General features: G+C 68.7%; 20 protein-coding genes. 5 read left to right on the forward strand and 15 right to left on the reverse strand.

From position 1 onward, the window contains the following. Positions 1–43: 43 nt before the first annotated feature. The 7 genes from AB7P10_RS06655 to AB7P10_RS06685 form a co-directional block, all read right to left on the reverse strand. A complete protein-coding gene (locus AB7P10_RS06655) occupies positions 44–1,642 on the reverse strand; it encodes a methyl-accepting chemotaxis protein (protein ID WP_428293046.1) in 1,599 nt (532 codons plus the stop codon). A gap of 124 nt (positions 1,643–1,766) precedes the next feature. Beyond that, positions 1,767–2,498, reverse strand: coding sequence for a copper-binding protein (locus AB7P10_RS06660; protein ID WP_428293047.1), 732 nt, complete (start codon positions 2,496–2,498; stop codon positions 1,767–1,769). A gap of 19 nt (positions 2,499–2,517) precedes the next feature. Then, complete coding sequence (locus AB7P10_RS06665) at positions 2,518–3,021, reverse strand: cupredoxin domain-containing protein (RefSeq protein ID WP_428293048.1); 504 nt, start codon at positions 3,019–3,021, stop codon at positions 2,518–2,520. 21 nt (positions 3,022–3,042) lie between these two features. Then, positions 3,043–4,440, reverse strand: coding sequence for a multicopper oxidase family protein (locus AB7P10_RS06670; protein ID WP_428293049.1), 1,398 nt, complete (start codon positions 4,438–4,440; stop codon positions 3,043–3,045). Position 4,441: 1 nt separating this feature from the next. Beyond that, positions 4,442–5,833, reverse strand: coding sequence for a hypothetical protein (locus tag AB7P10_RS06675; RefSeq protein WP_428293050.1), 1,392 nt, complete (start codon positions 5,831–5,833; stop codon positions 4,442–4,444). Positions 5,834–5,913: 80 nt separating this feature from the next. After that, complete coding sequence (locus tag AB7P10_RS06680; RefSeq protein WP_428293051.1) at positions 5,914–6,306, reverse strand: hypothetical protein; 393 nt, start codon at positions 6,304–6,306, stop codon at positions 5,914–5,916. Positions 6,307–6,348: 42 nt separating this feature from the next. Then, positions 6,349–7,089 carry a DUF1223 domain-containing protein gene (locus tag AB7P10_RS06685; RefSeq protein WP_428293052.1) on the reverse strand — a complete coding sequence of 247 codons (741 nt, stop codon included), beginning with the start codon at positions 7,087–7,089 and terminating at the stop codon, positions 6,349–6,351. Positions 7,090–7,252: 163 nt separating this feature from the next. Here AB7P10_RS06685 and AB7P10_RS06690 point away from each other — a divergent pair, with 163 nt between their 5' ends. Then, positions 7,253–8,683: an alanine/glycine:cation symporter family protein gene (locus AB7P10_RS06690; protein WP_428293053.1), complete on the forward strand. Its 1,431-nt coding sequence runs from the start codon at positions 7,253–7,255 to the stop codon at positions 8,681–8,683. 19 nt (positions 8,684–8,702) lie between these two features. Here AB7P10_RS06690 and AB7P10_RS06695 read toward each other — a convergent pair whose 3' ends face one another. From AB7P10_RS06695 to AB7P10_RS06715, 5 genes are all read right to left on the reverse strand, one after another. Further along, the gene (locus AB7P10_RS06695) at positions 8,703–9,794 is read right to left on the reverse strand and encodes a glycerophosphodiester phosphodiesterase (RefSeq protein ID WP_428293054.1); all 1,092 of its coding nucleotides are present in this window, start codon (positions 9,792–9,794) and stop codon (positions 8,703–8,705) included. A 42-nt stretch (positions 9,795–9,836) separates the two neighbouring features. After that, on the reverse strand, positions 9,837–10,580 hold the full coding sequence (locus tag AB7P10_RS06700; RefSeq protein WP_428293055.1) for an amino acid ABC transporter ATP-binding protein: 744 nt from the start codon (positions 10,578–10,580) through the stop codon (positions 9,837–9,839). 9 nt (positions 10,581–10,589) lie between these two features. Further along, positions 10,590–11,693: an amino acid ABC transporter permease gene (locus tag AB7P10_RS06705; protein ID WP_428293056.1), complete on the reverse strand. Its 1,104-nt coding sequence runs from the start codon at positions 11,691–11,693 to the stop codon at positions 10,590–10,592. Between the two features lie 4 nt (positions 11,694–11,697). Continuing rightward, a complete protein-coding gene (locus AB7P10_RS06710; RefSeq protein WP_428293057.1) occupies positions 11,698–12,876 on the reverse strand; it encodes an amino acid ABC transporter permease in 1,179 nt (392 codons plus the stop codon). Between the two features lie 95 nt (positions 12,877–12,971). Next, entirely contained in the window at positions 12,972–13,994 is a 1,023-nt protein-coding gene (locus AB7P10_RS06715; RefSeq protein WP_428293058.1) for an amino acid ABC transporter substrate-binding protein, read from the reverse strand. 322 nt (positions 13,995–14,316) lie between these two features. Here AB7P10_RS06715 and AB7P10_RS06720 point away from each other — a divergent pair, with 322 nt between their 5' ends. The 3 genes from AB7P10_RS06720 to AB7P10_RS06730 are packed head-to-tail and all read left to right on the forward strand — an operon-like array spanning position 14,317 to position 17,315. After that, positions 14,317–16,065, forward strand: coding sequence for a long-chain fatty acid--CoA ligase (locus AB7P10_RS06720; RefSeq protein ID WP_428293059.1), 1,749 nt, complete (start codon positions 14,317–14,319; stop codon positions 16,063–16,065). Positions 16,066–16,069: 4 nt separating this feature from the next. Further along, the gene (locus AB7P10_RS06725) at positions 16,070–16,306 is read left to right on the forward strand and encodes a hypothetical protein (protein WP_428293060.1); all 237 of its coding nucleotides are present in this window, start codon (positions 16,070–16,072) and stop codon (positions 16,304–16,306) included. Between the two features lie 10 nt (positions 16,307–16,316). Then, on the forward strand, positions 16,317–17,315 hold the full coding sequence (locus AB7P10_RS06730; RefSeq protein WP_428293061.1) for an MDR family oxidoreductase: 999 nt from the start codon (positions 16,317–16,319) through the stop codon (positions 17,313–17,315). Between the two features lie 3 nt (positions 17,316–17,318). Here the strand turns inward: AB7P10_RS06730 and AB7P10_RS06735 are convergent, their stop codons facing one another. Continuing rightward, a complete protein-coding gene (locus tag AB7P10_RS06735) occupies positions 17,319–18,089 on the reverse strand; it encodes a DUF2189 domain-containing protein (RefSeq protein ID WP_428293062.1) in 771 nt (256 codons plus the stop codon). Positions 18,090–18,147: 58 nt separating this feature from the next. After that, positions 18,148–18,540 carry a bacteriohemerythrin gene (locus AB7P10_RS06740; RefSeq protein ID WP_428293063.1) on the reverse strand — a complete coding sequence of 131 codons (393 nt, stop codon included), beginning with the start codon at positions 18,538–18,540 and terminating at the stop codon, positions 18,148–18,150. A 145-nt stretch (positions 18,541–18,685) separates the two neighbouring features. On the opposite strand from AB7P10_RS06740, the gene AB7P10_RS06745 reads away from it, so the two are divergent. Beyond that, on the forward strand, positions 18,686–19,426 hold the full coding sequence (locus tag AB7P10_RS06745; RefSeq protein WP_428293064.1) for a 2OG-Fe dioxygenase family protein: 741 nt from the start codon (positions 18,686–18,688) through the stop codon (positions 19,424–19,426). Between the two features lie 29 nt (positions 19,427–19,455). Here AB7P10_RS06745 and AB7P10_RS06750 read toward each other — a convergent pair whose 3' ends face one another. After that, positions 19,456–20,040 carry a dihydrofolate reductase family protein gene (locus AB7P10_RS06750; RefSeq protein WP_428293065.1) on the reverse strand — a complete coding sequence of 195 codons (585 nt, stop codon included), beginning with the start codon at positions 20,038–20,040 and terminating at the stop codon, positions 19,456–19,458. Positions 20,041–20,065: the final 25 nt, after the last annotated feature.

The raw sequence follows: 20,065 nt of genomic DNA on the forward strand, positions 1-20,065 counted from the left end.
GCACGCCACACCCGGGCGACCGGAGTGACTGAATGTTCGGACGTCAGGCCCGGGCGGCTGCGCGAGGCACCAGGCGGAACACCCGCACCGCGTCGTTCATGACCTGCGACTGCGCCTGCAGCGCGCCCGCGGCGGCGGCCAGTTCCTCGACCATGGCCGAGTTCTGCTGCGTCACCGAGTCGAGATGGCCGACGGCCTGGTTGATCTGCGACAGCCCCAAAGCCTGTTCCTGTGTGGCGCCATGGATGCCGGTGATCAGGGTCTGGACCTGTTCGACGGCGTTCACCACTTCGGCCATGGTCTTGCCGGTGGCATGCACCAGCTGGCTGCCCGCGGCGACCTTGTCGCTCGACGCGCCGATCAGCACCTTGATCTCCTTGGCCGCGTCCAGGGTGCGCTGGGCGAGGTTGCGCACCTCGCCCGCCACCACCGCGAAACCACGGCCCTGTTCGCCGGCGCGCGCGGCTTCCACCGCGGCGTTGAGCGCCAGGATGTTGGTCTGGAAGGCGATGCCGTCGATCACGCCGATGATTTCGCCGATGCGGCTCGACGACTGGCTGATGTCGTCCATGGTGTGGATCACGCGGGCCATGGCCTCGTTGCCCGCGCGCGCCACGCTGGCCGAATGTTGCGAGAGCTCGGTGGCCTCGCGCGAGGCGTTGGCGCTTTGCTGCACCGTGCTGCTGAGTTCCTCCATGGAGGCGGCGGTCTGCTCCAGGCTGCTGGCCTGCGACTCGGTGCGCGAAGATAGGTCCTTGTTGCCCGCGGCAATCTGGCCGGAGGCGACCTGCACGCCCTCGACTTCGCGGCGCACGTCGGACACCACGGCCTGCAGGTTCACGTTGAGCTGGTTGAGCGCCTTCGCGAGTTCGCCGAACTCGCCACCCGCGCGGCCCTGCCAGCTCGCCGACAGGTCGCCGGCTGCCATGAGGTTGGCGAAACCCACGGCCTGGTGCAAGGGCGCGAGCACCTGGCGGCGCAACAGGACCGCGGCCGCGGCGGTCAGCGCGAGCAGGGCCGCCACCGTGCCCAGCTGCACCGCGCCCGGGGAACTGGCGGTGAATGTGCCGGCCACCAGGCCGGCGGCGGCCACGCCGAGCAGGGACAGGGCGATGCGCTTGCCCAGGGTGGGGCGCACCAGTTCCCGCAGCCGCCCGGGCAGGCCGGTGTGCACCAGTTGTCCGCGGTGCAGGGCCAGCGTGGTGCGCCCGCTGTCGCGTTCGGCGCGCATGCGGGCGTACAGGGCCTCGGCATGCTGCACCTGTTCGCGGCTCGGCCGGGTGCGCACCGACATGTAGCCGACCGCGCGGCCGTTCTCCACCATGGGTGTGGCATTGGCCACCACCCAGTAATGGTCACCGTTCTTGCGCCGGTTCTTCACCAGGGCCGACCAGGGCGAACCCGCGGCCAGGGTGGCCCACATGTCGCGAAAGGCTTCGGCGGGCATGTCGGGGTGGCGCACGAGGTTGTGCGGCTGCCCCAGCAGCTCGTCGCGGTCGAAGCCGCTCACCGCCACGAAGGCCGGGTTGCAGTAGGTGATCCGGCTTTGCAGATCGGTGGTGGAGACGAGCGTGACCCCTTCGGGGATCACAAACTCGTTTCCTGTGATGGGCAGGTTCAGGCGCATGGATGCTGTCGGCAAGGCGAAAGTTGTGGGGTTTCCTTTCTTATCGGCGCGCACTCCCGCAAATGCAGCGTGATATGCACCCTGGCCGCTGGAAAAAACCGGGGTTTGATCCAGATCAAACCCCGGGCGTGTCGCCGGCTCAGCGGGCCGGTTCGATGCTCATGATGGTGTAGGCGCCTTTGACCTTGTCGGCGCTGAAGCGCACCTTGTCGCCGGCTTTCACGGTGGCGAGCAGGGCCGGGTCGGCCACCTGGAACACCATGGTCATCGGCGGCATGTCCAGGTTCGGGATTTCGCCGTGCTTGAGCGTGATCTTGCCGGCAGCCCGATCCACCTTGCGCACCTCGGCCTCGCTCAAGGCGCCGCCGCCCGCGGCTTCGCCCGCGGTGCGCTTGAACGCGTCCTGCGACACCCCGGCGGCATGCCGCTGGAACACGCGCGTGCTGCCGTCGCGCTGCACCAGCAGCACGTCGTAGGCGTCGCGGCGGCCACCGTAGATCGGGCCGTCCATGCCGGGGCTGCCCACCGGCATGCCCGGCACGGCCAGCCCCAGGGCATCCGGCTTTTCGGTCAGCAGGCGGCGGATTTCGCCTGGTGCCACATGGCCTTCCACCACATACCCACCGACCAGCGCGGTGTGGCACGAGCCGTATTTCGCGGGCAGGCCCAGGCGCTGGCGCACCGCGGTGTTGCCGCTGTCGTGCACCTGGACCTGGAAACCGTCGGCGCGCAGCAGCGCGACCCAGTCGTTGCAGCAGCCGCAGTTGGGGTCTTTCCAGACCTGCAGGGGCGGCGGCGCGGTTTGCGCGAACGCGCCCGAACCGATGAGGGAGAGGCCGATCGCGGCGCTGAGCAGGTGTCGTCTTTGCATGGGGTGCTCCTTGTGGGATTCAGTTTCGGGGGGTGACGCGCAGCGTGCCGCGCATGCCGGCGTCGAAGTGGCCGGCGATCAGGCAGGCGAACTCGAAGTCGCCCGGGCGATTGAAGGTCCAGATCACATCGCCCGTCTTGCCCGGCGGCACGTGTGCCATGTAGGGCTCTTCGTGTTCCATGCCCGGGTGCTTCTTCATCATCTCGGCATGCGACTGCAGCTCGGCAGCGGTGCCGATCACGATCTCGTGCATCAGCCTGCCCTTGTTGACGGCGCGCAGACGCAGGGTTTCGCCTTCGCGCACTTCGAGGCGATTGGGCGTGAGCTTCATGTCGTCGGTCATGCGGATCTCCACCGTGCGCGTGACCGCACCGGGCTCGCCCGCGATGCCCCAGGGTTTCTGCTCCTTCACCACCGGCGCGGCGGTGGCGTGTGTCTTCTCGCCGTGGGCGAAGGCCCCGGGCAGCGCAAGGGCCAGCGGTACCGCGACCAGCTGACGGCGGTTGAGGTGGGTTGTTCTCATGGGTTCTCCAGGGGAAGTGGGTCAGTGGGCATGGGGGCCGGCCGGCTTGCGGGCGCTGGCGGCGGCGGGTTCGGCGGGCACGGGCGGGCGGCTGGCCGCCGGCGCCTGCCCGGTGTCGACCAAGCGGGCCTGCGTGCCGGGTGGCATGGCGTAGTCGCCCGGGTCGCTGTAGTCGCCGGTCTTCTGGTCGGCGCGCACCTTGAGCGTGGTGAACATGCCGCCCATCTCGATCGGGCCGTAGGGACCGGTGCCGGTCATCATGGGGAAGGTGTTGGCGGGCAGCTCCATCTGCATCTCGCCCATGTCGGCCATGCCGCGCTCGCCCATGACCATGTAGTCGGGCACGGCGCGCTGCAAGGGTTTCACCAGGCCGCGGTGGTCCACGCCGATCATGGTGGGCACGCCGTGGCCCATGGCGCCCATGGTGTGGTGACTCTTGTGGCAGTGCATGGCCCAGTCGCCCGGCTCGTCGGCGATGAACTCGATCTGCCGCATCTGGCCCACGGCCACGTCGGTCGTCACCTCGGGCCAGCGCGACCCCCGGGGTGTGGGGCCGCCGTCGGTGCCGGTGACCTCGAACTCGATGCCGTGGATGTGGATCGGGTGGTTGGTCATGGTGAGGTTGCCCACGCGCACGCGCACGCGCTCGCCCAGGCGTGCCACCAGCGGCGTGATGCCGGGGAAGACGCGGCTGTTCCAGGCCCAGATGTTCTGTTCCAGCATGGTGTTGACCTGCGGCGTCATGCTGCCGGGCTCGACGTCGAAGGCGTTGAGCAGGAAGCAGTAGTCGCGCTGCACGTCATCGATCAGCGCGTGTTTCTGCTTCGGGTGCGTGACCCAGAAACCCATCATGCCCATGGCCATCTGCACCATTTCGTCGGCGTGCGGGTGGTACATGAAGGTGCCAGGCCGGCGCGCGGTGAACTCGTAGACGAAGGTCTTGCCCACGGGAATCTGCGGCTGGTTCAGCCCGCCCACGCCGTCCATGCCGTTGGGCAGGCGCTGGCCGTGCCAGTGGATGGTGGTGTGTTCGGGCAGGCGGTTGGTGACGTACAGGCGCACGCGGTCGCCTTCCACCACCTCGATGGTCGGGCCCGGGCTCTGGCCGTTGTAGCCCCACATGTTGACCAGGAAGCCGGGCGCGACCTCGCGCACCACGGGTTCGGCCACCAGGTGGAATTCCTTCACACCATTGTTCATGCGCCAGGGCAGGGTCCAGCCGTTGAGCGTGACCACCGGGTGGTAGGGCCGGCCCGCGCCGGTCACGCCCGGGGGCGTCCAGGGCGGTGCAGTGTCGGCCGAGGTCTGCTGCACGGCTTCGGGCAGGGCGGCGAGCGCGGCGCGGTTCACGCTGGTGGCGGCGACGGCGGTGGCCGCCGCGCCAGCGAAAAAGAGTCTTCGGTTGAGGGAGGGGGTCATGTCAGTGTCCTGCTGGCGCGACCGTGGTGGCGCTCGAAGAAGTGGAGGTATCGGGGCCTGCGTAGTCGGCACCCGCGAGCACGGCTTGCCAGTCGGCCTGCGCGTGCCAGAAGTCGCGCCGGGCCAGCAGTGCCGCGTCGAGAGAGGCCAGGCGTTCGCGCGCGCTGGCCAGCAGCTCCCAGCTGCTCTGCAGCATGCCGTTGTAGCGCAGCAGGGTCTCCTGTTCCAGCGACGTTTGCAACCGTGCCACCACGTCCTGGGCATGCAGGGCGGTGGCGTGGCGCAGTTGCAGCGCGGCCCAGGCCTGGCGTGCCATCGAGCGGCGCTCGCTGGCCTGGCGCAGCAGCGCGGCTTCGGCGCTCGCCGCGCGCTGCACGGCGTGGTCGCGCAGCAGGTTCAGATCGGCGATGTGGGGAGGCGTTGCGGTCGGGCCTGGTTCGGGCATGGCATCCAGTGCGGCGGTCACGGCATCGCGCCAGGCCTGCTGGCGCGATGGCACGGGAACGGCCAGTTCGCGTTGGGCCAGCAGGCGCTCGTTCGCGAGCGTGGGGTGGCGGCTCAGCGCGGTGGCCTCCAGCATGGCTGGGCTGAGGCCTTCCCCAGGTTCTGGCTGTGCTGGCGGTGTGGGCAAGCCCGGCGGCAGTTGCTCACCAAGGCGGGAGACAGTCTGCGCCTCCCACAACCCGAGCTTTTGCGCCAGACGCTCCTGCGCGGCGATGGCCGCGCCGCGCGCGCTCACGCTGGCCTGCCAGGCGCTGGCCTCGATCAGTTGCTCACGCATCTGCCGAGCCTGGCTCCAGTTGCCTGCGGTCACCATGCGGCGGCCCAGCTCACTGCCGCTGCGGGTGGCGTCCAACACGTCACCGAGCAGGCGCTCGCGCTGGCGCGTGGCGATGGCGTCGATCCATGCACGGCGCAGTTCGCGCACATGTCCGGCGTAGGCCACGCGCACCTGGGCGCGTGCCAGGGCGTTCATGTCGGCGTGGGTGAAGAGCTCGGGCCGGTGCCGCAGAGACAGCCTCAAGGCCTGGGCGAAATCCAGCCCGGGGGCCGCCTGCGCGCCGCTTGTGGTGGTGGCGGTGTCGTCCGGCTGCCGGGACTCCCAGCGCAACAGGTCGATGTGGCCGCGCGGGAATTCGGCCACGCGCTGGTTCGCGCGTTGCCAGATGGCGCGGGCCTGGGCGATGTTGTCCGGTGGCGCCGGGGTGTCGGCGCTTACGGTGGTGGGTAACACCAGGGGCGGCGGCGGGGTGCCTGGATGAACGGGGTCGGCCGCGTCAAGCGCGCCCATGGGCTGCGCCTGGGCGCTGGCCAGCGCCACGGCCAGGCCGATGAAAAACCCGGCCCGCGCGCGCGAGGGCCAGGGGGGCGAAGTTTGCCGGGAAGAGGGCATGAAAATCTCCTGAAGACACAAACCAGCGACTGCGGCACGCCCTGGTCGGGCGGCGGCGGACGCACCTCGGGTGTGTGATCTCAGGAAATGGGTGGCTTGATGCCGCGCTGCGGCTCCGAGCTCGCGAAGCGCTCGGCTGGCGGGGTGAGCAGGCCATGGGCCGGTGCCGCCGCGAGCGGCCCGGGAGCCGGGGCCGCCATGGCCGGCCCATTGCAGACGTCGCAACTCTTGTGAGCATGGTGCTCATCGGCGGTGGTGCCGTCCATCACCATGTCGCCGTGCTGCGCGCTCGCCTCCAGGGGGGTGATGCCCTGGGAGGGCACGGCATGGTCAGGGCATGGCGCGGGGCCGGCCTGCGCCGAGTGCTCCATGGCATGGGCCGGTGCCGCCAGCATCGCCACCGCCATGGCGTCGCCCATCCAGCCGCGAATGGGCAGCAGGGCGATCATGAGGGCAAGGACGATGTGGCGCATGGCGTGGGAATGATACGGGTACCGTTCAATTGGTTCCGCGCGTCACGAGGTGCACTGCAGCACCAGCGCCTGCACCGGCCGCGTCAGGCTGGGGTCGGTCACCACGAAGGCCACGCGCGGGTTGCCGCCCGCCGGCAGCGTGAGGCGCGTGCGGCGGGTTTCGCCCGCCGGCCAGGGTTCGACCGGTTGATAGTGGCTGACCACGTGGTCGTGCCGCAGGCTCTCGCCCGCGTTCTCGCCGCGCGTGACCCTGCTCACCAGGCCGTCCTGCAGCACGGCCCAGTAGCCTGCCAGTGCGGTGTGCGCGGGGCTGGCCGCCAACTCTGCCGTGACCTGGTTGCCTTCGCGCACCAGGCGCAGACCGGGCGCACTCGCGGCGGGCAGGGGTGCGAGGTCGCGCGCGCCCTGGCCGCCCCAGCTGCGGTGGTCGCGGCCATTGAGCACGACTTGCGGCGTGTAGACGTACTTGCCGCCCAGCGCCTCCTTCAGGCGGTACTGGCGCGCCGTGGTCTCCGGCGTGGCGAAGGGGTCGCGCCAGCCCAGGTGGTTCCAGTAGTTGACGTGGAAGGACAGGGCCAGCACACCGTCTTGCGTCTTCAGCGTGGAGAGCCAGCGGTCGGCCGGAGGGCAGGAGCTGCATCCCTCGGAGGTGTAGAGCTCGACCACGGCCAACGGCTTCGGGCCGGAGCGGGCCTCGCAGTCCTGTGCCGAGGCGTTGGTGCCGAGCAGCGCGCCGACGGCGAACAGGGGCAGCAGCAGCGCGTGCTGTGGGAGTCGGTTCATGGCGGTCTCCGGTGGTGGTGCGTGCAGGTGGGTCGGCCCCGCGCCGGCGGGCTTACAGCCACCAGACGGATGGTCGCCTTTCGTCGGCTGGCCCGTTATCTGCTCTGGTCTTGCGGGCGCCATCGCCGCTAGTATGAATTTCTACTTTTCAGGAGGAACCGACATGTCGTTCGTGACACAGCTGTTTTCCACGCTCGAGAACCTCACCTGGGGGTGGGCACTGATCCCCATTCTGGTGGTGTTCGGGATCTTCATGACGGCGCTCACGGGCTTCGTCCAGTTCCGCTACTTCTTCCGCATGTTCCGCGTGCTCGCGCCCAAGAACGAGCACGCCGACCCGAACCAGATCAGTGCGCGCCAGGCGCTGTTCGTCTCGCTGGGCGGGCGCGTGGGCGGCGGCAACATCGCCGGCGTGGCGGTGGCCATCACCCTGGGCGGCCCGGGCGCGGTGTTCTGGATGTGGGCGATCGCGCTGATCGGCATGGCCACCAGCCTGGTCGAATGCACGCTGGCGCAGGTGTACAAGCGCAGCACCGCGGACGGCACCTACCGGGGTGGCCCCGCGAGCTACATCCGGCACGGCCTCGGGCCGCACTACCGCTGGCTGGGCGTGTTGTACGCCGTCTGCCTCATGGCCTCGTTCGCCTTTGGTTTCAACGCCTTCCAGAGCAACACGTTTGCGGGCGCCGTGAACAACAGCCTGGGGGTTGATCGCATCTGGTCGGGCGTGTTCCTGGCGGTGGTGACGGGCTTCATCGTCTATGGCGGCATCCGCCGCATCGCCAAGGTGTCCGACATCCTGATCCCGATCATGGCGCTGAGCTACATGGCCATGGCGCTGCTGGCGATGGTGATCAACGTCGCGGAGATCCCGCGCGTGCTGGCCATGATCGTCAGCAATGCCTTCGGTATCGAGGAGGCCGTGGGTGGCGGCATGGGCGCGGCGATTGCGCAGGGCCTGCGCCGCGGGCTGTTCTCCAACGAAGCGGGGTTGGGCTCCGCGCCCAATGTCGCGGCCACGGCCTACGTGAAGCACCCGATCAGCCAGGGCATCACGCAGTCGCTCTCGGTGTTCCTGGACACCATCGTGATCTGCTCGTGCACCGCCTTCGTCATCCTGCTCAGCCCGGCCTATGTGCCCGGCGCCACCGATGTCGACGGCATCGTGCTCACGCAGCAGGCGTTGACGTCGCACTTTGGTGCGTGGTCGCAGTACTACCTGACCTTCGCGATCCTGCTGTTTGCCTTCAGCTCCATCATCTACAACTACTACCTGGGCGAGGCGGCATTGACCGAGCTGACCGGCAAGCCCATGGCCCTGCATGCGCTGCGCGTGGCCATCGTGGTGGTGGTGTTCCTGGGCGCCAGCGCGCCGGGCGCGACTTCGGTGTTCTTCTTCTCGGATCCGTTGATGGGCCTGCTCGCGCTGGTGAACCTGATGGCCATCCTGATGCTGTTCCCGGTGGCCATGCGCCTGCTGCAGGATTACCGCGCGCAGCTCGCGGCCGGCATCGAGCGCCCGGTGCTGGACACGCGCCAGTACGCCGATCTGGATCTGGACACCAGCGCGTGGGACGCACCGCCCACGAAATGAACGCTGGGCCGCGGACGGCTCAGCGCACGTCGGGCGCCACCCCGAAGGGCACGGGCTCCGGTGCCGGTGCCGCCACAGGAGCGCTGGTGCTGGCCTGCAACCGCGGCGCGACGACGGTGGGCGGCAGTGCCATGCCGCGCTGTGCCATGACGTCGCGCAGGCGGTCCGGGTAATCGGTGATCAGGCCATCCACGCCCCAGTCGATCAGGCGCGCCATGTCCTGCGGGTCGTTCACGGTCCAGGGAATCACCCGCAGTTCCAGCGCCCGGGCGCGCTGCAGCACCTGCTGGCTCAGGTCACCGAAATGGGGCGACCACAGCTTGCCACCGGCGGCGGCCACCATGGCTGGCGCATCCTCATGCTCCGCCAGCCGAAGGCCGGCCGTCCATTCGCCGTCGCGCAAGGTGTTGAAGCGCGGCAGTTGCGCCGAGAGGTAGGCCAGCGGCATGCCAGGTGCGAGGCGGCGCGCCACCTGCTGGATGCGCCAGTCAAAGCTTTGCAGCCCGACGCGCGAGGACATGCCCTGCGCGGCCACCACCTTGAGGACGGCCCGCACGAAGGGCTCCGGCAACGGTGACTCGTCCGGGCGACCCGGGTGCAGCTTGAGTTCGATGTTGAAACGCACATGGTGGGCGCCGAGCTGGCGCACCCGCTCGAACAGGGCCGCCAGCGTGGGGATGCGCTGCCCGTCCACGGGTGCCTGCTGCGCGAAGTCGCGCGCGTAGCGGCTGGCCGGGTTGATGCGGCCCACGTCCCAGGCCGCGATTTCGGCCAGCGTGAGACGGTGGAAGGGCTGGCCCCTCGCCCGCAGCCATTGCCCGCTGGCCTCGCGCGTGAGGTCCGGGCTGGGCGCGGTGTCGTGCGAGATCACCGGCACGCCGTCGGCGCTGAGCACCACGTCGAGTTCCAGGGTGGTCACGCCCACAGCGAGCGCGCGCTCGAAGCCGGCCAGCGTGTTCTCGGGCGCCAGGCCGCGCGCGCCGCGATGGCCCTGCAGGTCGAAGGCCAGCGCCGCGCTGGCGCACCACAGCGAAAGGCCCAGGGCGGTGGTGCCGCTCCAGCGCAGCCAGGTCAGCCGCTGCACGTTGCAGGGCGTGTGCTTGTCGGTCATGGGGCGCAGTGTGACAGCGCCCCATGACCGATGCAAGACAGCTCAATGCCCGAGAATTTTGGAGAGGAAATCGCGGCTGCGTTCGTTCTTCGGGTGGTTGAAGAATTCCTCCGGCGTGTTCTGCTCGACGATCTGACCCTGGTCCATGAAGATCACCCGGTCGGCCACCGCCTTGGCGAAACCCATCTCGTGCGTCACGCAGATCATGGTGATGCCCTGGTTGGCCAGCTCGATCATCACGTCCAGCACTTCCTTGATCATCTCCGGGTCGAGCGCCGAGGTGGGCTCGTCGAACAGCATGATCTTGGGCGTGAGGCACAGCGCGCGGGCGATGGCCACGCGCTGCTGCTGACCGCCCGAGAGCTGCAGCGGGTACTTGGCGGCCTGCTCGGCGATGCGCACGCGCTCGAGCTGCGCCATGGCGCGTTCCTCGGCCTCCTTCTTGGGCATCTTGCCGACCCACATGGGCGAGAGCGTGAGGTTCTCCAGCACGGTCAGGTGCGGGAACAGGTTGAACTGCTGGAACACCATGCCGACCTGCTTGCGCACCTGGTCGATGGCCTTGATGTCGTCCGTGAGTTCGATGCCGTCCACCGTCAGGTGCCCCTGCTGGTGCTCTTCAAGGCGGTTGATGCAGCGGATCAGCGTGGACTTGCCCGAGCCCGAGGGGCCGCAGATGACGATGCGCTCGCCACGGGCGACGTCGAGGTCGATGTCGCGCAGCACGTGGAAGTCGTTGCCGTACCACTTGTTGACCTTGTCGAAGCGGATGATGGATTCAGTCATGTTGTTCTTTCAGCGCGCCTTGCTGGTGGAGAGCTGCTTCTCGACCCACAGGCTGTAGCGGGACATGGCGAAACAGAAGATGAAGTAGACGACGGTGATGAACAGGTAGGCCTCGATCTTGAAGGGGCGCCAGTTCACGTCGGAGTTCAGTGCCAGCGACAGCGCGCCGGTGAGCTCGTACATCGAAACGATGGTCACCAGCGAGGTGTCCTTGAAGATCGAGATGAAGTTGTTCATCACGCTGGGCACCACCATGGCCAGCGCCTGCGGCAGCACGATCTTTCGCTGCGTCTGCCAGTAGCTCAGGCCCAGCGTGTCGGCGGCTTCGAGCTGCCCCTTCGGAATCGCCTGCAGCCCGCCCCGGATGATCTCGGCCATGTAGGCCGCCGCGAACAGGGTGATGCCCACCACCACGCGCACCAGCACGTCGATGGTGACGCCCTGCGGCATGAACAGCGGGAACATGAACGAGGCCATGAACAGCACCGAGATCAGTGGCACGCCGCGGATGAGTTCGATGTAGATGATGCAGGCCGACCGGATGGCCGGCAGGTTGCTGCGCCGCCCCAGCGCCACCGCGATGGACAGCGGAAAGGCCAGGAAGATGGACACCGTGGCCAGCAGCACCGTGAGCGGCAGACCGCCCCAGAGGTCGGTGCGCACCGGCGTGAGGCCGAGCACGCCGCCCCCCATGAGGACGAAGAAGACAACCATGATGGCGACCCACATCGCGGCCAGCCAGGGCTTCCAGAACACGCGGATGCAGCTGACGATCAGCCCGGCCACCATGAGGCTGGTGGCCAGCACCGGGCGCCAGTGCTCCTCGAACGGATAGCGCCCGAGCAGGATGAGGCGGTACTTTTCCGTCACCACGCCCCAGCAGGCGCCAGCGCCGCGCACGCTCTGGCAGGCCTCGGCGCTGGCGCTGAAGACCGCGTTGCCCAGGCCCCAGCTGTAGAGCCGCGGCAGCAGGTAGGCCGCCAGCGCGATCAGAAAGACCGAGGTGATGCTACTGCGCAGGTCACCGAACATGTTGGTGCGGATCCAGGGCACGAAGCCACTGGTGCGCACCGGCGAGGGGCGCGGGGCGATGGGCACGAAGGTATCCGGCATGGGGCTACCTTTCCTTGATGGCCATGCGCTGGTTGTACCAGTTCATGAACGCTGAGGTGGACAGGGAGGTGGTGAGGTACACCAGCATGATGATGGCGATGCACTCCACCGCGCGCCCCGACTGGTTGAGGGTGGTGTTGGCGATCGAGACCACGTCGGGGTAGCCCACGGCCACCGCCAGCGAGGAATTCTTGGTCAGGTTGAGGTACTGGTTGGTCAGCGGCGGAATGATCACGCGCATGGCCTGGGGCAGCACCACCAGGTTCATGGTCTGCCGGGGCGCCAGGCCCAGCGCCGCCGACGCCTCTTTCTGGCCCAGGCTGACCGACTGGATGCCCCCGCGCACCACCTCGGCCACGAAGGCGGCGGTGTAGATGGTCAGGCTGATGAGCACGGCCATGAACTCGGGCGAGACACTGCCGCCGCCCTCGATCATGAAGCGCCCCGCCTCGGGCACGGCCCACTGCGTGGGCATGCCGCCGGCCAGCCAGCCGAGCAGGGTGCCACCGAGCACGATGCCCAGCGTGGGCCAGCCCGGCTTGCGCAGGCGGCCGGTTTTCTCGAACTCGCGCAGCGCCCAGCGGCGCCACACCCAGGCCAGCAGAACGCCGGCCACCAGGCCCGCCAGCATCACCAGGTAGCCCGTGCCCTGCAGAGGCCGGGGAAAGGCGAAGCCGTCCTTGCTCAGGTAGAACAGGTTGGCAACGTTCCACGCCTCGCCGGGCACCGGCAGCACCTCGACGAAGAACAGGTACCACATGAGCATCTGCAGCAGGACCGGGACATTGCGGAAGATTTCGACGTAGCCGTAGCAGATGCCGCGCACCAGGCCGTTGCGCGAGAACCGCCCCACGCCCAGCAGCACACCCAGGATGGTCGTGAGAATGATGCCGATGACGGCCACGCGCAGTGTGTTGAGCACGCCCACCCAGATGGCCTTGCCGTAGGTCTGGCTCGGGCTGTACTCGATCATGGTCTCGCCAATGTCGAATCCGGCGGCATCACCGAGAAAGCCAAAGCCGCTCTGGATGCCCCGGATGCGCATGTTTTCCTGGGTGTTGTGCGCCAGGAACCAGACACCCAGCCCGATGAGAATCAGGGCGACAGCCTGGTAGATCAGGCCGCGCGCGGCGCGGCTGCGCCACGACCAGGCGGGCCGTGGAGGTTTGGTGGCGGCGTTCAATGTGGTCTCCTGTGGGAGGTCGGGTGCTCACTGGCCCCAGATGCGACAACGCCGGCAGGAATTCCAAGCCGGCGTTGTCAGCCCGTGTCGCGCGATCAGCGGATGGGCATCGGGTACATCAGGCCGCCTTTGTTCCACAGGGCATTGACGCCGCGCGGCAGGCCGATCGGGGTGATGTTGCGCTCGTAGCTCTCGCCGTAGTTGCCCACGGCCTTGATGGCGCGCACGGCCCAGTCCTTGTCCAGGCCCAGCAGCTTGCCCGTGTCCTCGGTGCCGCCGCCCAGCAGGCGCATCACGCTCGGGTTCTTGCTGTCCTTCTTCATGGCGTCCACGTTGGCGGCCGTGATGCCCAGTTCCTCGGCCTCCAGCAGCGCGTAGCCGATCCACTTCACGATGGCGAAGAACTCATCGTCGCCACGGCGCACCGCCGGGCCCAGGGGCTCCTTGGAGATCAGCTCGGGCAGGATCATGTGGTCGTCGGGCTTGGCCGCTTCCTTCGAGCGGATCGAGGCCAGGCCCGAGGCGTCCGTGGTGTAGGCCTGGCAGCGGCCCGCGAAGTAGGCCGCGTTGGTGGCCGCCAGCTCGGCGAACACGATCGGGCGCAGGTTGAGGTTGTTGGCGCGCGAGTAATCGCTCATGTTCAGTTCGGTGGTGGTGCCGGCCTGCACGCACACCGTGGCGCCCTTGAGGTCCTTGGCGCTCTTGACGTTCAGGCTCTTGGGCACCATGAAGCCCTGGCCGTCGTAGAAATTCACACCCGTGAAGTGCAGGCCCAGCGAGGCATCGCGCGTGAGCGTCCAGGTGGTGTTGCGTGGCAGCAGGTCGACCTCGCCGGACTGCAGGGCGGTGAAACGCTGCGCGGCATTCAGGGGCACGTAGCGCACCTTGGTGGAGTCGTTGAGCACGGCCGCGGCCACGGAGCGGCACACGTCCACGTCCAGACCGCTCCATTTGCCCTGGCTGTCGGCGGCGGAGAAGCCGGCCAGACCGGTGCTGACGCCACAGATCAGTTCACCCCGCTTCTTGATCGCATCGAGGTCCTTGCCGGCGTGCGCGGGCAGGCTGACGAGGGTGGCGACCGCGCTCAGGGCCACGGCGGTGAATGTCTTGGAACTCATCTTCATCGGGTCTCTCCGTTCGTGTAGTGGAAGTGCATCAGCCCGGCAGGGGCGCGCACCTGTTGGGTGCGTGCCTGGGGCGCAACCAATGTATCCCTGCCCTTTTGGAGGGGGGATCGGGGTTTACGTGGGAAAGGCATGCAAATATTTCATGTCACGATCCCGCTGGACCCCCGTGTGGACACCGGCCTGTGCGGTGTCGCAGGTTCCGTGCCACCGCCGCCGGCGTCGATCGTCCCGGGCGCGACAAGTGCGATGTGCGTTCTCGGACGCGGCCCGTATGCTTGGTTTCGCCGGACCTCAAGAACATCGGAGACAAGCGATGAGCACCACCACCGCCGACCGTGCGCCCGCCAGCACGGCGCCCCTGCCCGACCCATGGGCACACCACCGTTTCTGGCCCACGCGCCTGCCGCATCGCATCCATCCGCCGGCCACCTCGCTGTGGCACAACCTGGCGGTGAGCGCGCTGCGCTACCCCGACAAGCCCGCGCTGGTGTTCTTCGACCGCGTGTTCACCTACCGCGAGCTGCACGACCAGGCCGAACGCCTCGCGGCGCACCTGCGGCAGCAGGGCGTGCAGGACGGCGACCGCGTGATCCTGCTGATGCAGAACTGCCCGCAATGGGTGGTGGCGCACTTCGCCATCCTGCGCGCCAACGCGGTGGTGGTGCCGGTCAACCCGATGAACCGGGCCGAGGAGCTCAAGCACTACGTCACAGACCCCGACGCGCGCGTGGCCATTGCCGCGGCCGACCTTGCGGGTGAGCTGCTCAAGGCCAACAGCGAGGTGCCCGAAGGCGAGCGCCTGCGCCACCTCGTGGTCTCGCACTACAGCGACGCCATCGGCCCGCAGGCGGAGATTCCACCGGCCTGGGCCGACTGGTTGGGCGCGCGCCACGCCATACCCGCGCTGCCCGGTGGCAGCGTGAGCGACTGGGCCGAAGCCCTGGCCTGCACCGCCAGCGCGCCCGCGCACAACCGCGGGCCGGACGACCTCGCCGTGCTGCCCTACACCAGCGGCACCACCGGCCTGCCCAAGGGCTGCATGCACCCGCACCGCAGCGTGATGCACAACGCCGTGGCCGTGGGCCAGTGGACCGGCAGCACCTCGGAAAATGTCGGCCTGCTGGTGGTACCGATGTTCCACATCACCGGCATGGTGGCCGGCATGCACGCGGCGGTGTACATCGGCGCGACCATGGTCATGATGCCGCGCTGGGACCGCGACCTCGCGGGCCAGCTCATCTCGCGCTGGCGCGTCACACACTGGACCAACATCCCGACGATGATCATCGACCTGCTGGCCAGCCCGCGCTTCGACCAGTACGACCTCTCCAGCCTGGTGCTGGTCGGCGGTGGCGGTGCGGCCATGCCGCAGGCGGTGGCGCAGCGCCTGCTGGAGCAGTACGGCCTGCGCTACTCGGAAGGCTATGGCCTGACCGAGACCGCCGCGCCCTCGCACAACAACCCGCCCGACCACCCCAAGCAGCAATGCCTCGGCATTCCCTTCCTGAGCACCGAGGCGCGCGTGGTGGACCCGATCACCCTGCAGGAGATGCCGCAGGGCGAATCGGGCGAGATCATCATCCACGGCCCCGAGGTGTTCGACGGCTACTGGAAGCGCCCCGAGGCCACCGAAGCCGCCTTCATCACGTTCGAAGGCAAGCGCTTCTTCCGTTCGGGCGACCTGGGCCGTGTCGACGAGGACGGCTACTTCTTCATCACCGACCGCCTCAAGCGCATGATCAATGCCAGCGGCTTCAAGGTCTGGCCCGCCGAGGTGGAGGCGCTGATGTTCCGCCACCCCGCCATTGCCGAGGCCTGCGTGATCGCCACGCAGGACGCCTACCGCGGCGAAAGCGTGAAGGCCGTGGTGGTGCTGCGCGAAGCCGCGCGCGGCAGCACCAGCGAGCAGGACGTGATCAACTGGTGCCGCGAGAACATGGCCGCCTACAAGTGCCCGCGCACGGTCGAGTTCGTCGCCGCCCTGCCCAAGAGCGGCAGCGGCAAGGTGATGTGGCGCCTGCTGCAGGAGCAGGAAGCTAGCAAGGCCGAAGGGGCACAATGAGCGCATGCCTTCCATCGCAGAAGCCTTTCGCCGCCTCTGGCAGCCGCGCCGCGGTCTGTTCTGGCTCATGCTGGTTCTGCAGCTGCTGTCCTCGGGCATCGTGCTGTTCCTTCAGATCGCCGATCCGCCCGATGGCTTGCGGCTGGTCCTGAGCCTGATGGCGTTCATCGACGCCTTGCTGGCATGGTGGTTCACGCTGCGCCTGTGGCGCGACGGGGCGCCCGTCACGACAACCTCCTAGGAGCCTTTCCATGTTCAACGCCCTCCTGATCACCAAACCCGAATCGGGCTACCGCTGCGACCTCGCGCAGCTTGACGAAGCGCAACTGCCCGCCAGCGGCGACGTGACGGTGCGCATCGACCATTCGACCGTGAACTACAAGGACGGCCTGGCCATCACGGGCAAGGCGCCCGTGGTGCGCAGTTTTCCGATGGTGCCCGGCATCGACTTCGCAGGCTCCGTGACGCAGAGCGACCACCCCCGGTGGAAGGTGGGTGACCGCGTGCTGCTCAATGGCTTCGGTGTCGGGGAAGGGCACTGGGGCGGCCTGGCGCAGATGGCGCGTGTCAAGGGCGACTGGCTCGTGGCCTTGCCCGAGACCCTCAGCGAGCGCGACGCGATGTCGCTGGGCACCGCGGGTTACACGGCCATGCTGTGCGTGATGGCATTGCAGAAGCACTGGACCGAGGCCGGTGTGGCCAGCGGCAGTGGCGAGGTGCTGGTCACGGGCGCGGGTGGCGGCGTGGGCAGCGTGGCGATCGCGCTGCTCGCGGGCCTGGGCCACACGGTGGTGGCGTCCACCGGCCGGCCGCAGGAGGCCGACTACCTCAAGTCGCTGGGCGCGGCGGCGGTGATCGATCGCGGCGAGCTGGGCGCCCCCGGCAAGCCGCTGCAGAAGGAGCGCTGGATCGGCGTGGTCGATTCGGTGGGCAGCCACACACTGGCCAATGCCTGCGCCAGCACGCGCTACGGCGGTGCGGTCGCGGCCTGCGGCCTGGCCCAGGGCATGGACCTGCCCGCGAGCGTGGCTCCCTTCATCCTGCGCGGCATCACCCTGTATGGCATCGACAGCGTGATGGCGCCGATGGCCCGGCGCGAAGCCGCATGGGATGCATTGGCGAAGAAGCTGGACCGCGCGCAACTCAAGGCGATGACAACCGAAATCGGCCTGAGCGATGCCATCGCCGCCGGCGCCGACATCCTCGCCGGCCGCGTGCGCGGGCGGCTGGTGGTGAACGTCAACGCCTGAGGCTCAGGCCGGCGCCGGCACGATCTGCCGGTACGCGTGCCAGGTGGCGTGGCCCAGCAGCGGGCCGACCACGAACAGGCCCAGGAACCAGGGCAGCATGGCGAGCACCACCAGGCCGGTGATCAGCGCGCCCCACCCGAGCATCACGCCCGGGTTCTGCAGGCAGGCGCGGATGCTGGTCAGGCCCGCCGAAATGGCGTCCACCTCGCGGTCCAGGATCATCGGGATGGCGATGGCGCTGGTCACGAAGATCAGGCCGGCGAAGATGCCACCCACCAGCGTGTAGGTGATCAGGAAGCCCAGGTTCTCGGGGGCGAGCAGTTGGGCCAGCAGGGAGCTGCTGCCGGGCAGGTTGTTGAAGCTCACCGCGAACACCACCAGCGAGGCGCGGCCCCACAGCATCTCCAGCACCAGCAACACGCCCGCGAAGATCGCCATGGTGCCCTTGGTGGGCAGCCAGGCCAGCAGCGAGGCGCGCAGCGACGGCGCGCGCCCGGCCTGCAGCGCGCGGCTGGCGTCGTACAGGCCCAGGCAGAGGAACGGGCCCATCAGCAGAAAACCCGCGGAGAGCGCGAGCACGTAAGCCGGCGCGGCCTGGAACACCGCCAGCAGCGCATGGCCCATGAGAAAGAAGCACAGGCCATAGAACAGGCCGATGCGCGGGCAGCGCACGAAGTCGGCCCAGCCCAGGCGCAGCCAGCGCAGCGGGTCACCCGCGCGCAGCGAGGCCAGGGGCAGGTCGAACACCGAAGGCGGTGGCGGATCGTCGTTCATGGTGGCGTCTCCTCGGGGGATGGCGCGCCACCTCGTGGGTGGGTGGCTTGCGCCGGCATCAGGCGGGCGTGTGGCTGCGCAGGTGCAGGGCCAGGGCGGCATCGAAGGACTGTGTGTGCCGCAAGAACCAGGCACCCAGCTCGCGCGCCATCTGCCGCGCGGGTGCCAGCTGCCCGTTGCGCGCCTGCGCCAGACCCTCGCGCAGCAGGTTCAGCACCACCCGGTGTTCGAGCGCGTGTGCCTCCGACTGGCCGTGGCCCGTGGTGCGCATCCAGCGGTCCTCCTGCCCGAAATGGGTGGTGACGTGCGCCACCAGCTCGCCCCAGGCCAGCAGCAGGTCGTCATTGCCGGCGCGCTGCGCGCGGGCCAGGTCTTCGATCAGTTTGCGGTTGAGCGCATCCAGCGGATCGAAGTCCAGTCTGAGCGCGTCCGACCATTCTGCGATGTCCATCGTCTTCCCCTTGCGCCTGTTCCGGCAGGCATGGATGAAGCTTGGCAGCACTCTGGCCCTGGCGCGTTGATCCAGCGCAAACGCGCGCCACACCAAGGCCCCGGGGCCATGGGCTTGATGGTGCGCCGCTACACTGGCCAGCCTCATGACCAGCGAATTCCAGCCCCCTTACGTGCCGCTGTCCGACCTGCACGGCGCCCTGAACACCAACGGTTTTGCGCTGCTGAGCGCAGCCACCGTGACCGATTGGTTGCCCGCCACGACTGCCGAGCTCGCCGCGCTGCACGCGGGTTGGGACCACCTCCCGGCCGACGCCTACCTCAAGGACGGCGGGCGCTACCGCAGCCGGCGTCACAGCTGCTTCGTGGTGGAAGGCGAGCGAGTCGAACAGTCACCGCACCGCGCGCACTGGCAGCCGCTGGAATACAACGCGCTGCACGGTGGCATGCAGCGCTGGTTCGACCCCATGGAACCCGAGGTGGTGGCGCAGCCGGTGTGGCGCCGCCTGCTGGTGCGACTGGGCGAAACGGCCAGCGCCTTGCGCGGCGCGCAGCCCTGGTTCGTGGAGGCGCACCCCTTCCGCATCGACACCACCGACGGCATCGGCCGCCCCACGCCCGAGGGCGCTCACCGGGACGGCGTGGACCTGGTGGCCGTGTTCATGGTGGCGCGCCACGCCATCAAGGGCGGCGAGAGCCGCGTGTTCGAGGCCAACGGTCCGGGTGGACAGCGCTTCACGCTGCGCGAGCCCTGGTCCCTGCTGCTGCTGGATGATGCGCGCGTGATACACGAGAGCACGCCGATCCAGCCGCTGCAGGACGACGCCCTGGGCTGGCGCGACACGCTCGTGGTGACCTGTCGCGCGGGCGGATTCCAGGGCGGCTGAGCCACCCATGCACCGACCCGGTGGCGCGTTTACCGCGGTCGACAGTCGTAGTGCAATGCCACGGTGTCCGAGTCCGGCAGGCGGCGCTGGCTTCGCAAGGCCCAGTGCTGCACCTGACCGAGCTCGAAAGTGGGCACGCCCCCGCCCAGCAGTACGTTGCCCACCAGCAGGTGCAACTCGTCCACCAGGCCGTGCGCCAGCAGGCTGCTGTAGAGCAGGTGGCTGCCGTAGATCAGCAGATCGGGGCCGGGCGCGTCCTTCAGCTGGCCGATGCGCGTCGGGGCCTGGGCACGGGAAATCACGTCGATATCGGCCCACGGAGAGTCGGGGCGCACGGCCAGGTGGTCGCTGACCAGCAGCTTGCGCGCTGCCGCCACGCGTTCGGCGATCTCGCGCTGCACCGGGTCGCTGCCGGGCCCGCGGTCGACCTTGGGCCAATAGGCCTCGAACATCGGGAAGGTGGTGGCGCCAAAGAGCAATGTGCCCGCGTGGCGCAAGAGGTCCAGATTGTGAACGTCGAAGGCGGCGCCCATCGGCAGGTCGGCGAGTGTGCCGCCAGGGCCGGCGCAGTAGCCGTCGAGTGAGCTGAGGATGCTGACGATGAGTCTGGACATGACGAAAGTCTCCTGGGGTTGATCC

Source organism: Hydrogenophaga sp., assembly GCF_050182545.1.
Taxonomy (GTDB): domain Bacteria; phylum Pseudomonadota; class Gammaproteobacteria; order Burkholderiales; family Burkholderiaceae_C; genus Hydrogenophaga.